Annotated in this window: 15 protein-coding genes and 1 tRNA gene; 9 read left to right on the top strand and 7 right to left on the bottom strand. The window is 65.4% G+C overall.

Annotated elements, in window-relative coordinates; all coding sequences use genetic code 11:
• Window positions 1-7: 7 nt before the first annotated feature.
• From aat to AT699_RS05175, 3 genes are read right to left on the bottom strand one after another with little or no spacing between them, the layout of a single operon-like run.
• Complete coding sequence (gene aat, locus AT699_RS05165; protein WP_006389025.1) at window positions 8-763, bottom strand: leucyl/phenylalanyl-tRNA--protein transferase; 756 nt, start codon at window positions 761-763, stop codon at window positions 8-10.
• Window positions 760-1,341 (bottom strand): NUDIX hydrolase, encoded by a 582-nt coding sequence (locus AT699_RS05170; RefSeq protein WP_006389026.1) that lies wholly within the window; start codon window positions 1,339-1,341, stop codon window positions 760-762. The genes aat and AT699_RS05170 overlap by 4 nt, the downstream gene beginning before the upstream one ends.
• A gap of 10 nt (window positions 1,342-1,351) precedes the next feature.
• On the bottom strand, window positions 1,352-2,284 hold the full coding sequence (locus AT699_RS05175) for a LysR family transcriptional regulator (RefSeq protein ID WP_020924967.1): 933 nt from the start codon (window positions 2,282-2,284) through the stop codon (window positions 1,352-1,354).
• Between the two features lie 123 nt (window positions 2,285-2,407).
• Between AT699_RS05175 and AT699_RS05180 the strand changes: the two genes are divergently transcribed.
• Together AT699_RS05180 and AT699_RS05185 are read left to right on the top strand one after the other, a co-directional pair.
• Window positions 2,408-2,809 carry a DoxX family protein gene (locus AT699_RS05180; protein ID WP_006389028.1) on the top strand — a complete coding sequence of 134 codons (402 nt, stop codon included), beginning with the start codon at window positions 2,408-2,410 and terminating at the stop codon, window positions 2,807-2,809.
• A gap of 96 nt (window positions 2,810-2,905) precedes the next feature.
• Complete coding sequence (locus tag AT699_RS05185) at window positions 2,906-3,358, top strand: nuclear transport factor 2 family protein (RefSeq protein WP_006389029.1); 453 nt, start codon at window positions 2,906-2,908, stop codon at window positions 3,356-3,358.
• Between the two features lie 42 nt (window positions 3,359-3,400).
• Here AT699_RS05185 and AT699_RS05190 read toward each other — a convergent pair whose 3' ends face one another.
• From AT699_RS05190 to AT699_RS05205, 4 genes are all read right to left on the bottom strand, one after another.
• The gene (locus AT699_RS05190; protein WP_058207223.1) at window positions 3,401-3,991 is read right to left on the bottom strand and encodes a DUF2946 family protein; all 591 of its coding nucleotides are present in this window, start codon (window positions 3,989-3,991) and stop codon (window positions 3,401-3,403) included.
• Between the two features lie 2 nt (window positions 3,992-3,993).
• Window positions 3,994-4,365: a hypothetical protein gene (locus tag AT699_RS05195; RefSeq protein ID WP_024067878.1), complete on the bottom strand. Its 372-nt coding sequence runs from the start codon at window positions 4,363-4,365 to the stop codon at window positions 3,994-3,996.
• Between the two features lie 68 nt (window positions 4,366-4,433).
• Window positions 4,434-4,507 (bottom strand) — tRNA-Cys (locus tag AT699_RS05200).
• A 459-nt stretch (window positions 4,508-4,966) separates the two neighbouring features.
• Window positions 4,967-5,467 carry a DUF305 domain-containing protein gene (locus tag AT699_RS05205; protein WP_003098996.1) on the bottom strand — a complete coding sequence of 167 codons (501 nt, stop codon included), beginning with the start codon at window positions 5,465-5,467 and terminating at the stop codon, window positions 4,967-4,969.
• Window positions 5,468-5,917: 450 nt separating this feature from the next.
• On the opposite strand from AT699_RS05205, the gene AT699_RS05210 reads away from it, so the two are divergent.
• The 7 genes from AT699_RS05210 (at window position 5,918) to AT699_RS05240 (ending at window position 11,655) form a co-directional block, all read left to right on the top strand.
• Window positions 5,918-6,664, top strand: a complete 747-nt coding sequence (locus AT699_RS05210) for a hypothetical protein (RefSeq protein ID WP_003098991.1) — start codon at window positions 5,918-5,920, stop codon at window positions 6,662-6,664.
• 118 nt (window positions 6,665-6,782) lie between these two features.
• Window positions 6,783-6,995: an AlpA family transcriptional regulator gene (locus tag AT699_RS05215; protein WP_003090093.1), complete on the top strand. Its 213-nt coding sequence runs from the start codon at window positions 6,783-6,785 to the stop codon at window positions 6,993-6,995.
• Window positions 6,996-7,037: 42 nt separating this feature from the next.
• Window positions 7,038-7,913, top strand: a complete 876-nt coding sequence (locus AT699_RS05220) for a ParA family protein (protein WP_003098988.1) — start codon at window positions 7,038-7,040, stop codon at window positions 7,911-7,913.
• Window positions 7,897-8,166, top strand: a complete 270-nt coding sequence (locus AT699_RS05225; protein ID WP_003050422.1) for a hypothetical protein — start codon at window positions 7,897-7,899, stop codon at window positions 8,164-8,166. The genes AT699_RS05220 and AT699_RS05225 overlap by 17 nt, the downstream gene beginning before the upstream one ends.
• Window positions 8,159-9,838 (top strand): ParB family protein, encoded by a 1,680-nt coding sequence (locus tag AT699_RS05230; protein ID WP_003116838.1) that lies wholly within the window; start codon window positions 8,159-8,161, stop codon window positions 9,836-9,838. Before AT699_RS05225 ends, AT699_RS05230 begins: the two co-directional genes overlap by 8 nt.
• Before the next feature lie 14 nt (window positions 9,839-9,852).
• Window positions 9,853-10,413, top strand: coding sequence for a DUF2857 domain-containing protein (locus AT699_RS05235; RefSeq protein WP_003090097.1), 561 nt, complete (start codon window positions 9,853-9,855; stop codon window positions 10,411-10,413).
• A gap of 3 nt (window positions 10,414-10,416) precedes the next feature.
• The gene (locus tag AT699_RS05240; RefSeq protein ID WP_003116837.1) at window positions 10,417-11,655 is read left to right on the top strand and encodes an STY4528 family pathogenicity island replication protein; all 1,239 of its coding nucleotides are present in this window, start codon (window positions 10,417-10,419) and stop codon (window positions 11,653-11,655) included.
• Window positions 11,656-12,028 lie beyond the last annotated feature (373 nt).

Here is a 12,028-nt window from a genome sequence, read left to right on the forward strand (position 1 = left end):
GCCGCGGCTAGCCTGCCGAGGCCGCGAACGGAATCAGCCGCCCGGTGCTGTCCAGCCTGCCGGGCGCCCAGGCGATGGCGGGCCGCGAGGTCGCCGCGCGGATGTGCGCCAGGAAGCGCGAGCGCGGGATCGGCCGGGCGCCCAGGCTGGCCAGGTGCCGTGTCTGCTGCTGGCAGTCGATCCACTGCACCCCCTGGGCGCTGACATAGCGCACCAGGTAGGCCAGCGCGATCTTGGAGGCGTTGGGCGCGCGCGTGAACATCGATTCGCCGAAGAACATGCGCCCCAGGCTGATGCCGTACAAGCCGCCCGCCAGTTCGCCGTCGATCCAGGTTTCGACGCTATGGACGTAGCCGGCTTCGTGCCAGGCGCGGTATGCCTGGCGCATGGCGGCGGTGATCCAGGTGCCCGGCTGGCCCTCGCGGGGCGCGGCGCATTCGGCCATGACGGTGGCGAAGGCGGTGTCCACCCGTACCTCGATGCGCGGCGCGGCCTCGTGTTCGTGGCTGGCGACCTGGCGCAGCAGCTTGCGCAGCGAGTGCGAGGGGGCGAAGTCCTGGCAGGCCAGCACCATGCGCGGGTCGGGGCTCCACCAGAGGATCGGCTCGCCCTCGGAATACCACGGGAAAATGCCGTTGGAATAGGCCTGGACGAGGCGATCGATGGACAGGTCCGCGCCAGCCGCCAGCAGCCCGTCCGGATCCGTCAGGGCGAATTCAGCTGGCGGGAACGGCGTGTCTGCGGCGAGCCAGGGCAGCTTCAACGGTGCGATTCTAAGGTGTAGTGGTGAGGGCCGAACGTGCCGCGCTTGCGGTCCTCGAAGTAGCGTTGCAGCGTGGTCGCCACGGTGCGGAACGCCAGGTCGTCCCAGGGAATGTCGGCCTCGTCGTAGAAGCGGGCTTCCAGGCTCTCGGGGCCGGGATCCAGCTCGGGGCCGAGGACTTCGGCCAGGTAGAAGACGTGCACCTGTTCGATCTGCGGCACGTCGATGATGGTGTAGATGTCGCCCAGGCGGATACGGGCGCCGGATTCCTCCAGCGTTTCGCGGCCGGCACCCTGCGCGGTGCTTTCGCCCAGTTCCATGAAGCCGGCCGGCAGCGTCCAGGTGTTGTAGCGCGGCTCGATCGCGCGGCGGCACAGCAGCACGCGGTTGTCCAGCACAGGCACCGTGCCGACCACCAGGCGCGGATTCTGGTAATGGATGGCGCCACAGTGGTCGCAGATGTCACGTTCGCGGTTGTCGCCCTCGGGCACCCGGCGGTTCACGGGCGAGCCGCATTGGCTGCAGAAATTCGCACGGCGCGGCGCGGGGAAATATTCGAGGGGCGATTTGGCGGTCATGGATACGATTCTAACGGCTGCGGCGCCGGCTGGCGCGCCGCGCGGGCGGAGTCGGCGCGTTGCCACCGAAGCGCGTTTCCAGGTGTTCGACGAAGGAACGCACCTTGGGCGACAGGAAGCGGCGATGGGGATAGGCCGCGTACATGGAAATCGGGGTGTGGACATAGTCCTGCAGCAGGGCGACGAGGCGGCCGGCGCGCACGTCATCGCCCACCAGGAATTCCGGTTGCAGGATCACGCCGTGCCCGGCCAGCGCCGCGGTGCGCAGCACGTCGCCGTTGTTGGCGCGCAAGGCCGCGTTGACCCGCACCAGGTGGCTGACGCCGTCCTTCTCGAAATGCCATTCGTTGCCGGTGCTGGCGTAGGCATAGTGCAGGCAGCGGTGCTGTTTCAGGTCTTCGGGGACGAGGGGCACGCCATGGCTTTCCAGGTAGGCCGGCGCGGCGCACACCAACAGTTGCTGCGGGGCCAGCGGCCGCGCCACCAGGGATGAATCCTGCAGCGGGCCGATGCGCACCGCGACGTCATAGCCGTCCTCGACCAGATCGACCACGCGGTCGTTCAGGTCCAGGTCGATCACCACGTCCGGATAGCGCAGCAGATATTCCGCGATGGCGGGGCCCAGGTGCAGGATGCCGAACGATACCGGGGCGCTGATGCGCAGGCGGCCGCTCGGAGCCTGGCCTTCGGCCTGCAGCGACAACTCCAGGTCGGTCACTTCGGCCAATATCGGCCGCACGCGCTCGTAGAAGGCGCGGCCGGCGTCGGTCATGCTGAGCTTGCGGGTGGTGCGATTGAGCAGGCGCACGCCGTACTTCTCTTCCAGGAAGGCGATCTGCCGGGTCACCACCGAGCGCGCCTGGCCCATCTTGTCGGCGGCCGCCGCGAAGGAGCCCAGTTCGACGACCCGGACATAGGTCTGCATGGCGGTATGGGTGTCCATGATTGTTTCCTAATGGGGAACAATAAGTTGCGATTTTGCATGTTTATCTTTGTTTTTGGAATCGCAAGAATAGCGGCCATCAAGAATCTTCCCGTCCTGGGCGATTCGCTCCCGGAGAATGCAATGATCGATACCCGTACCGCGCCGTATGCCGCGCTTTTGCTCCGCATCGCGCTGGGCGTGATGTTCCTGGCCCACGGCTTGACCAAGCTGCTGGTGTTCACGCTGCCGGGCACCGCGCAGTTCTTCGCCAAGATCGGGTTCGCCGGTTGGCTGGCCTATCCCGTGACCTTCTTTGAAATTGGCGCTGGCGCGCTGTTGATCCTCGGCGTGTGGCCGCGCTGGATCGCCGTGATCGCGGCGGTGCAGTTGTTTGTCGCGTCCAGCGTCCACTTCGGCAACGGCTGGGGTTTCGGCAACCCGGGCGGCGGCTGGGAATACCCGGTGTTCCTGGCCGTGGCTGCCGCGGTGCTGGCGCTGCTGGGCGACGGCAAGTTCGCGTTGCTCAAGAGCGGCCGCGGCTGATCGCCCCGCGCATCAAACTGTCTACTGGATTGGGCATCGTCCCCGGCGCGGCCGGCCCTAGAATGGGCCGGCCGCCTTGGCTTACCTGGAGATCCCATGTCACCCGTTATGCGAGTCCTTGCTGCCGTCCTGTTCGCGGCCGCCCTGTCGTCCACCGCCCAGGCCTCGCCCGAGCAGGAAGCCGCCAACAAGGCGGCCGTGCTGGCCTTCTACGAGAAGGGCCTGAACCAGAAGGACGCGGATGCCGCCTTGCGCTATCTGGGCGACCGCTACGTGCAGCACAACCCCAACGCCGCCGACGGGCCCGAGGGATTCCGCAAGTTCGTCGCCTTCTTGCGCGACAAGTACCCGCAGTCCAGAAGCGAGATCAAGCGTGTCTTCACCGATGGCGACTACGTGATCCTGCACGTGCACGCGGTGCGCGAGCCGGGCACGCGCGGCAACGCCATCATCGACATCTTCCGTCTCGAAAAGGGCAGGATCGTCGAGCACTGGGACGCGGTCCAGCCGATCCCCGAGCAGTCCGCCAATGGCAATGGCATGTTCTGAACGGCATGCGGCGCGGCGCGCGGCCGCAGTGGGGGGTGAGATTCAGGCGGTGGGATTTGCCTGGAAGCCGAGCACCAGCGGCACGTCGGCGCGCTCGACCTGCCGCAATGGCGCGGCGGGATAGACGCCGGGCAGCGTGACGGGCAAGTGATGCGAGCCTGCCAGCGATTCCACGGCGTCCAGCAATGGCACGCCGTCGGACGTGGTCAAACGGTCCATCAGCGCGGGCAGATCGCGGTCCAGCACGATGCCGGGCCCTTGCGGCGCCATGGCATACAACTGTCCGGCGTCATCGAGCCACCAGGCGGTGATGGTATCGACCGGTGCGTCGGTATGCGTGACCAGGCTGCCGCCATCATCGCCCAGGCGCAGCACGTATGGCGCCGCGTCCAGCCGCACGAACACGCGTTGCGGCCCGTTCTGGAAATACCAGCGGCCATCGTTGTCGCGTTCGTAATTGCGGTTGATGAATCCCAGGATCTGCGGGTTGGAGATCGATTCGCCCCCGCCGCCTTGCGCGGCCTGTCCCTGGGGATGCAGACGCCAGCGGCCGCGCGCGTCCAGCGACAGCCAGCCGAATACCGCCGGCACGTCGGGCCAGCGGGCAATGGCGTCTTTCACCAAGGGGTCCATGGTCAGGGGCGAATGATGATGGGGGGCGGGTTGATGACGATGGCGGGCGCCGGCATCGCCGGCACCAGAACCGGCTGGGGCGCGTAGCCATAGCGGTAGTCGTCGCGGCATTTACGCTTTTCGCGATAGTCGCCGTTGCGTTTCCATTTGCGCTCGACTTCGCAGGCGCCATCCCAATACTTCTCTTTATACTCGCCGCGGCCATGCCCATGTCCATGGCGATGGTGATGGCGATCGGAATCCGCTTCGGCGGCCAGCGGCGCCAGCGTCATCAAGGCGGCGGTGGACAATGCCAACAACGTAGGGGAGGGGCGGCGGGATTTTTGATTGTTGAGCATGGGAGCGTCGTCAAAAAATGAAAACGGCGTCACCATAGCAATCAATCGATTGACCGGGCGTAGGGATGGGTAACGAGATGCAGGGGGGATTGCAGGGAAGGTACTGGAGGCGCAAGCCGGAATCGAACCGACGTACACGGATTTGCAATCCGCTGCATAACCACTCTGCCATTGCGCCAGTACTGCAAGAAAAAAGGAAGCTCGGTATAGGCCGGTGCTTCCTTTTTGTATTTGGAGCGGGAGACGAGTCATGCACTAGAGCGCTAAGTCTCTGTTTCCCAATCACTTTCTCCACTGTGGTGATCAGCGAAGAACTCAATTATAGCCTTGTTTTTCGCCCTCGGCAACAAAGTTCATCCAACCACTTCCACCAGCGTCCAAGGATGATCCATCCACCCGTCGTTACGCCTGATGCGTCCAGCTGCTGAGCGGGTTCGCTATCGAACTCCAACTTGCGACGATCATGACTTGCGCTCGCTCCGCAGGCAGCGCGGGGTGGTGTCGCGTGGACTACCTGGCACCTGGACGGCTGTAGGACACAACCGCCGGCATCGGAACACCGCAAGTACTCATCTTTACATCGCTGCGGCTAACTTCGCCGGAGCGCAACGCGGCGCCAGTGTAGTGGCAGCCAGCCTCAACGAAGGCGTGCAGCAATCCGGTTCATCTGCTCGATCTCCGCGCGCTGGCCATCGGAAATCGCTTGGCATAGGTTGACGAGTTCCGGATCTGAGAGCTGCGCCTCGCGGCACATGAGGATCGCTCCCGAATGGTGCGGGACCATAGACGCGATGAACTGTCGATCGCCGATTCCGGTTTGAGCACGGGTAGCGGCAAAAGAACCGAGTGTGAGAACGGCAAACAAGCCGTACAGCACGAGATTGAGCCGCCGGTTTGGAAACATGCCGGGCATTGTCGCTAGCATGAAGATGCCCATTGGCGCCCACATAGTGACCGCCATGTAGAGCATGTTGAGATTGTTTCTGAAGTCCCTGGCGCCGTCGATCATGCTGAACATTACGAAGTACATGACGACGAGGCCCAACACCATGTTCACCCAGAACTTGGCGTATGGTCGGCCGTGCTTACCCATCTGACCGGATGTGTGATGTTGATGTTCATGGGAATGTTCAGCCATCTCCGTCTCCTATGTGCTGGGGCAACCTGGCAGGGTCACTGGTACTGCGGCAGATACTTTGTCGATATATCAGCATGTGGAGCGATGCATCACTAACCGCTGATTTCCAGTCCCCAACTGGACGTAGGGGCGTCGAACGCTTCAACTCGCTGGTCTTGAACCGTCTGGATATCAGACCATACCAAATCGGTCTTGATGGGCTTTGCGCCACCTATGACGCTGGTACCGTGAGCGCCAATATCGAGCTTGCGTCCTCATCGCTCGATGGGCCGGCAACTGATCGATTCTTGCATATCAAGCAAGACAAGGCCACCTGCGGCGGACGCCAATGGCCTCCTCCGCCTTCGCTTAGGGCATCGCCTCAAGCGTCCGTCGCAGGCCATAACGACACAACAGCCCTTGGGCAAGAAAGGAGCCGGTGATGTAGCGCACCCGAAAGGAGACGAAGACATGCACAAGGACATTTCAACATCAAAGGTGTTCTATCGTCCCATCGAGGCGGCCATCCGATGGGCTGGGTTGCTGCGGTATCTCCCGATGATCCTGGCCACGATCGCGTCACCGCGTGTCCTGCCTCGGTCGCTGAACTGCCCTCGATGGAATGAGTGCCGGCTGCACTCGGAACGTATCTATGACGGCATCCTCAACGGAGAGCTGCCCTACGGCAAGAACGGGATCACGCTCAATGATCCGAACCTGCTCAATTCTCTGGATCTGACTGTTCGCCATGTCGATCTAAAACGCTGGATGCGCACCCACTATCCCGAGCACCGGCCAGGATTTCTGTTCAGCCGTGGCGAACGCATGGCGCATCCTTTCATCACCATGGAAACAGGACAGGCGATCCTCGTGGAGCGGCTGGCCCTTCAGGCCGCGCTTGAACAAGCCCGACGTGAGATGCGAGAACTGCAGGAGCAGCACGACACGCTACTCAAGCAATCCTCGGTGCTGTTGGCATCCAAGCAATGCGAGATCAGCGAACGGGCGGAAACGACCTATCTCAACATCATTGGAGGGATGTTGACGCTGATGCTGAGCCAGTCGCCTTCAGGCGTGCCCTATTCCAGCTTCAAAACGCAGGAGGCCCTTGTCTCTGCATTGGTCGCCCACTACGGCGGCACCATGGGCATCACTGAGCGCACCTTAAACGGAAAGTTCGCCAACGCTAAGAGGTACGTTCGTAGCGCAAGCGCATGAGGTTATCCAGCTTGTATGTGCAATCGCGGAGATTGCATTTGCAATGTCTTTCCGCAGCCAGGTCTATTGAATAGAGGTCACGCCAACAAACGCCACCGAGCGTTCAGGAGTGACCGCCATGTCGCAGACCCCTGTACTCCCGCCGAACGAGCGCCGCATCCTGCGGCTCGATGAAGTCGAAGCGAAGTCCGGCTTCAAACGCGCCCACATCTACAACCTGATGAAGAAGCGCCAGTTCCCTCAGGCGCTGCGCCTGGGCGTGCGCGCTGTCGGCTGGGATTCGATCGAAATCGACCAGTGGATCGCCGAGCGCCTCAACCACCGGACCTGACCCGCTCTCCCGCGGACTTCCCATTCCCAGCCGGAGAGCGCCATGCAGGTCGTGTCCATCATTTCAACGAAGGGCGGCGTCGGCAAGACCACGACGGCCGCCAACCTGGGCGGGCTCGCCGCGGACGCGGGCCTGCGCGTGCTGCTGCTCGATCTCGACGTGCAGCCCACCTTGTCCTCCTACTACGAACTGACCCAGCGCGCGCCGGGCGGCATCTATGAGCTGTTGGCCTTCAACGAGCGCGACCTTGGCCAGCTCGTGTCCCGCACGATCATCGCGGGCCTGGACCTGGTGCTGTCCGACGACCACCGGGGCGAGCTGAACACGTTGTTGCTGCATGCGCCGGATGGCCGCCTGCGGTTGCGGCATCTGCTGCCAGCACTTGCTCCCCTCTACGACCTGGTGCTGATCGACACCCAGGGCGCGCGTTCCGTGCTGCTGGAGATGGCGGTGCTCGCCTCCGATCTCGCGCTGTCGCCCGTCACGCCGGAGATCCTCGCGGCACGCGAGCTGCGGCGCGGCACCATGCAGTTGCTCGAAGACATTGCGCCGTACCGGCACCTGGGCATCGAACCGCCGCCGCTGCACTTGCTCATCAACCGCGTCCACCCGGTGTCCGCCAACGCACGGCTGATCCAGCAGGCCTTGCGCGACCTGTTCCAGGACAGCGCCGGCATCCGCGTGCTCGCCACCGACGTGCCGGCCATAGAAGCGTATCCACGTGCCGCAACGCGCGGCCTGCCGGTGCATCGGGTCGAGCACCGCCAGCCGCCCGGCAGAGTCGCCCCTGCCGCGCTCGACACGATGCGCGCGCTCGCCAGCGAGTTGTTCCCGCAATGGCAGGACCGACTGGCTCAAGTATCCGGCCGCCCGCAGCGACCTCTTGATCCTGGGAGGCCCCATGGCGAACGCACATGAGCTGGCCCGCGGCCACAAGCGGCTGCGCGCCCTGATCGAGTTCGCGGTCGGTGAGGGCTGGCACGTCAAGCGCACGCCGGGCGGGCACCTCAAGTTCACCAAGGCCGGCTGCGCGGCGATCTACACGAGTTCGACAGCGAGTGACCACCGGGCCGAATTGAACGCCCGTGCGCAGATCCGCCGCGCCGAGCGAGAGGCCCGCATGGCGCCGGCCGGCGGTCGTGGGGACTGCGAGGGGTGCGGCCATGGCTGACATGACCTCGCAGGACATGGCAGGCAAGCTGCTCGCGGCCGGCTTCGAGCGCAGCGGCCCAGCGGCTACGGCCTTGAGCGACCCGATCGCGGACACGCCCATGGTCGTGACGCTGGACCAGTTGCGGCCCTACGACCATGACCCGCGCATGAAGCGCAACCCGGCTTACGAGGAAATCAAGGCATCCATCCGCGAGCGCGGCCTGGACGCGGCGCCGGCCATCACGCGCAGGCCCGGCGAGGACCACTACATCATCCGCAACGGCGGCAACACGCGACTGGCGATCCTGCGCGAACTCTGGTCGGAGACCAAGGAAGAACGCTTCTTCCGCATATCGTGCCTGTTCCGACCATGGCCGGAGCGCGGTGAAATCGTCGCGCTGACCGGGCATCTTGCCGAGAACGAACTGCGCGGCGGCCTCACGTTCATCGAGCGCGCGCTCGGCGTCGAGAAAGCACGGGAGTTCTACGAGCAGGAGAGCGGCGCCGCCCTGAGCCAGTCGGAACTGGCCCGCCGCCTGGCGGCCGATGGCTTCCCCGTCCAGCGGTCGCACATCACCCGCATGGCCGACGCGGTGCGCTACCTGCTGCCCGCCATTCCCACTGTGCTCTATGGCGGCCTGGGGCGCCACCAGGTCGAGCGGCTGTCGGTCATGCGCACGGCCTGCAAACGCACCTGGGAGCACTACGCCAAGGACCGTTCGCTGCCGCTGGACTTCGACAGTTTCTTTCAGGAGGTGCTGGCGCAGTTCGACACGCAGGGCGACGAGTTCGCGCCGCAGCGCGTGCAAGACGAGCTGATCGGCCAGATGTCCGAGCTGCTGGGCATCGGCTACGACGTGCTGGCGCTGGACCTGACCGAATCGGAAAGCCGCCACCGGGCGCTGGTCAGTGACCCGACGCCACCTGCGGCGCAGCCGGCGTTGCCTTCGCCCACCGCCGGCACGCCGACTCCGCCGGGCGCAGCATCGTCCATCGCCACGCCTGCAGCGGCGGCCGGTCCTCCACCCGCCAGCCCTCCGGCGTCCGAGCCCACCTTGCGCCACGACGACACGGCGGTTGGCGAAGCGGCCACGGGAAGCCAGCCGGCCGCACCGGGCGATCTGCTTCGCGAGCACATCGTCTCGCCAGCACCGACGACAGAACGGCTCCAATCGATCCGGCGCATGGTCGCCGACCAGTTGGGCGATGCGCTGCCGCCCGACTTCTCGGCGAGCGTGCTGCAGTCCATCCCGGTGCAAGCCGGCGGACTCTATCCGATCTCCGACGTCTGGTACATCGACGCCGGCCTGGACACGCCCGATCGGCTGCGCATCCACATCGCGCAGTTCGCGCGCGAGATCGCCGGGGAGGCAGGCCTGGACGAGTGCATCGAGGATCGCGCCGATGGCATCGGGTTTGCGTGCCGCGCCCGCGGCCAAGCCCCGTCGCCGCTCGGCCGCGCGGTGCTGACGCTGCTCACTTCCCTGACGGGTCAGCCCGTCGCCGAAGCGGGCCTGGACGGCGCGCAGCTCGCCGCCGACCTGCCGACCCTGTTGCACGGCCAGAGCCAAGGCCATGGCAGCGGCGCAAGGCGCTTGAGCGACACGGCGTTGGTCAAGCTCTTTCGGCTGCTGCGCCTCGCCCGGCGTCTGCTGGACCTGGAAGCCGGCACCACGGCGCCCGGGACGTGAGCGAGGGAGGCCGCATGTCCACATCGCATCCGCTCAACCAGGCCGTGATTGCCCAGGCGCTGTATGACCTTCGCAACGGCCAACTGCGCCGCTGCAAGGCCATGGGCTTCGGCGAGGCCGAGCTGGATGCGCTCAAGCACCCCGCGCTGATCAGCGTGCTGGCCAACGCCAGCGTCTCGTGGTGCTCGGTCACGGTCAACCGCGAAGTGCTGCAGCGCCTGCTCAACCAGGCACAGGACGTGGAGAAGGAAATCGCCACGGTCGATCGCATGCTGCGGCTGGGGGCCAGCACGGAGATGGTCAGCCGCTTCTATGGCCTGACCCATCAGGAAGTCGCCCTGCGGCGGGAGATCCTCGGCCTGCCCAAGCGCAAGGGGCGCCACCCCGTCCTGGACGAGACCCAGGACACCGAACTGTGGCGGCAATGGAAAGCCGTGACCAGCAGCAGGAACGTCGATCTGGAGGACGAGACCTCGATTCTCGATGCGGCCATGGACCTGGCCGAGGGCATGTCGCTGCCGCTCTCGGTGGTCTGGGCCGCGATCAGGAACTGGGTCGATCAGGGATTGGGCTAGGCCATGGCCGTGGACGACACCGCCCCACGAGCCCAGCGCCCTGGCCCCATCGCACTCGCCGACCTGTTCGACGCTGCGCTGAAGGACCTCGCGCCCAAGTCCAGCTCTGGCGCTCCCGCGTCCCTGCCTGCTCCAACGCCCACGCCTCCTACGTCCGGCGACGCCTTCCTGTTCAGTGGCAATCGGCACGAGAGCGTGCCGCGGCGGCTGTTCCTCGACCGCCGCCTGACACCGCTGGAGCGCAACGCCTGGCAGGTGTTCCGATTGATGCTCAACGACGATGGCGTCACGGCATTTCCCACCTATGAGCAGTTGCGCCCCTGGCTGGCGTCGATGCCCTGCGCAGGCCAGGCCTCCCATGAGACCGTGGCGCGGGCGCTGACGCTGCTGCGCCTGACGCGCTGGCTGAGCCTCGTGCGACGACGGCGCGACCCCAAGACCGGTCGCATCCTCGGCAACCTCTACGTCCTGCACGACGAACCGCTGACGCCGTTCGAGGCGATGCAACTCGACGCCGACTACCTGGCCCTGGTCAGCCAGTCGCTGGGGCATTCGGCCAAGGCCGTCCAGGTGGTGGGACTCAACACCCTCCAGGAGATCGCGGACGACCCGATGCTGTCCGGACGCACCTTGCCGTCGCGGCTGCAAGTGCTCGCCGAGCGCCTGGCCGACCAGGGCATCACCGCCTCCGAAAGTTATCCACAGGAGGATGCGGTCCACGATTCCGAAGAAGGGCCCGCGAGCCTTCTTCGGAATGGCGATCGCCCATCTTCGGAATCCGAAGCAGGGCCGAAACCCGCGCCAGACGGCGCTCTTCGGAATTCGAAGCAGGACCGTACAGTACGTAGTAGTCGTATTGATGAAGTACGTACTACCGCGCAGGCGCGTGCGCTGGGCGACCTGCAATGGCCCAAGCGCTTCGCGGAACTGAAGGCGGAACAGCAGGCCGGAGCCAAGATGGCGTTGCAGCAGGTGGACGCTGCCCTGCGGCAGGCCGTGCTGGACGAATGGGCCGCACGGTGCGGCAAGCATGGCATCCGCAACCCCGCCGGTTATCTGTTCGGCATCATCCAGCGCGCCATGCGCGGCGAGTTCAATGCCTGGGCCAAGCAGACCGGCCCGGCACCGCCAACACCATCGGCGGCGCGAGCGCCACCAACCGAGCCGCCGCGCAACGTCGTGCCGCCCGAGGTGGCCCGGCAGCACATCGAGCGCCTGCGCGATCTGCTGCGCAAATCCTGAGCACAGGGCTTGTCAAAGCCGTGAAGTAGATCTCCATGGCGGTCGGCAGAAACGGTCCCCTGGGGACGGCTGTGCGGTGAAGCGCCGGGCGACGGCGCGACATGCTGCGCAAAACCTGAGTAGAGCGCATGCAAGACCATGAAGCAGACCTCCATGGCGCTCAACGGAACGGTCCCCTGGGGACGGCTGCGCGGCGAAGGATCGTGTCGAACGGCAGCGCGACGTGCGGTGCAGCACGCATACCGTCAACAACCGAGGACGGGAACGCCGATGTGAGTGCCCATCTGCGGAGCGGTCCCCAGGGGACCGTTGCGCGCTGCGCCGCCAGCGCGCACAGAACCGGGGGTCGGCTCATTTCGGTTTGTTGACTGAC

Origin of the sequence: Achromobacter xylosoxidans (assembly GCF_001457475.1) — a bacterium.
GTDB classification, from domain to species: Bacteria; Pseudomonadota; Gammaproteobacteria; order Burkholderiales; family Burkholderiaceae_B; genus Achromobacter; species Achromobacter xylosoxidans.

Coding starts and splice junctions, on each gene's coding strand:
- AT699_RS05205 (WP_003098996.1), bottom strand. CDS start 5,467: ATGGCTGAACATTCCCATGAACATCAACATCACACATCCGGTCAGATG.
- AT699_RS05235 (WP_003090097.1), top strand. CDS start 9,853: ATGTCCACATCGCATCCGCTCAACCAGGCCGTGATTGCCCAGGCGCTG.
- AT699_RS05180 (WP_006389028.1), top strand. CDS start 2,408: ATGATCGATACCCGTACCGCGCCGTATGCCGCGCTTTTGCTCCGCATC.
- AT699_RS05220 (WP_003098988.1), top strand. CDS start 7,038: ATGCAGGTCGTGTCCATCATTTCAACGAAGGGCGGCGTCGGCAAGACC.
- AT699_RS05175 (WP_020924967.1), bottom strand. CDS start 2,284: ATGGACACCCATACCGCCATGCAGACCTATGTCCGGGTCGTCGAACTG.
- AT699_RS05230 (WP_003116838.1), top strand. CDS start 8,159: ATGGCTGACATGACCTCGCAGGACATGGCAGGCAAGCTGCTCGCGGCC.
- AT699_RS05215 (WP_003090093.1), top strand. CDS start 6,783: ATGTCGCAGACCCCTGTACTCCCGCCGAACGAGCGCCGCATCCTGCGG.
- AT699_RS05185 (WP_006389029.1), top strand. CDS start 2,906: ATGTCACCCGTTATGCGAGTCCTTGCTGCCGTCCTGTTCGCGGCCGCC.
- AT699_RS05210 (WP_003098991.1), top strand. CDS start 5,918: ATGCACAAGGACATTTCAACATCAAAGGTGTTCTATCGTCCCATCGAG.
- AT699_RS05225 (WP_003050422.1), top strand. CDS start 7,897: ATGGCGAACGCACATGAGCTGGCCCGCGGCCACAAGCGGCTGCGCGCC.
- AT699_RS05190 (WP_058207223.1), bottom strand. CDS start 3,991: ATGGACCCCTTGGTGAAAGACGCCATTGCCCGCTGGCCCGACGTGCCG.
- AT699_RS05195 (WP_024067878.1), bottom strand. CDS start 4,365: ATGGTGACGCCGTTTTCATTTTTTGACGACGCTCCCATGCTCAACAAT.
- AT699_RS05170 (WP_006389026.1), bottom strand. CDS start 1,341: ATGACCGCCAAATCGCCCCTCGAATATTTCCCCGCGCCGCGCCGTGCG.
- AT699_RS05240 (WP_003116837.1), top strand. CDS start 10,417: ATGGCCGTGGACGACACCGCCCCACGAGCCCAGCGCCCTGGCCCCATC.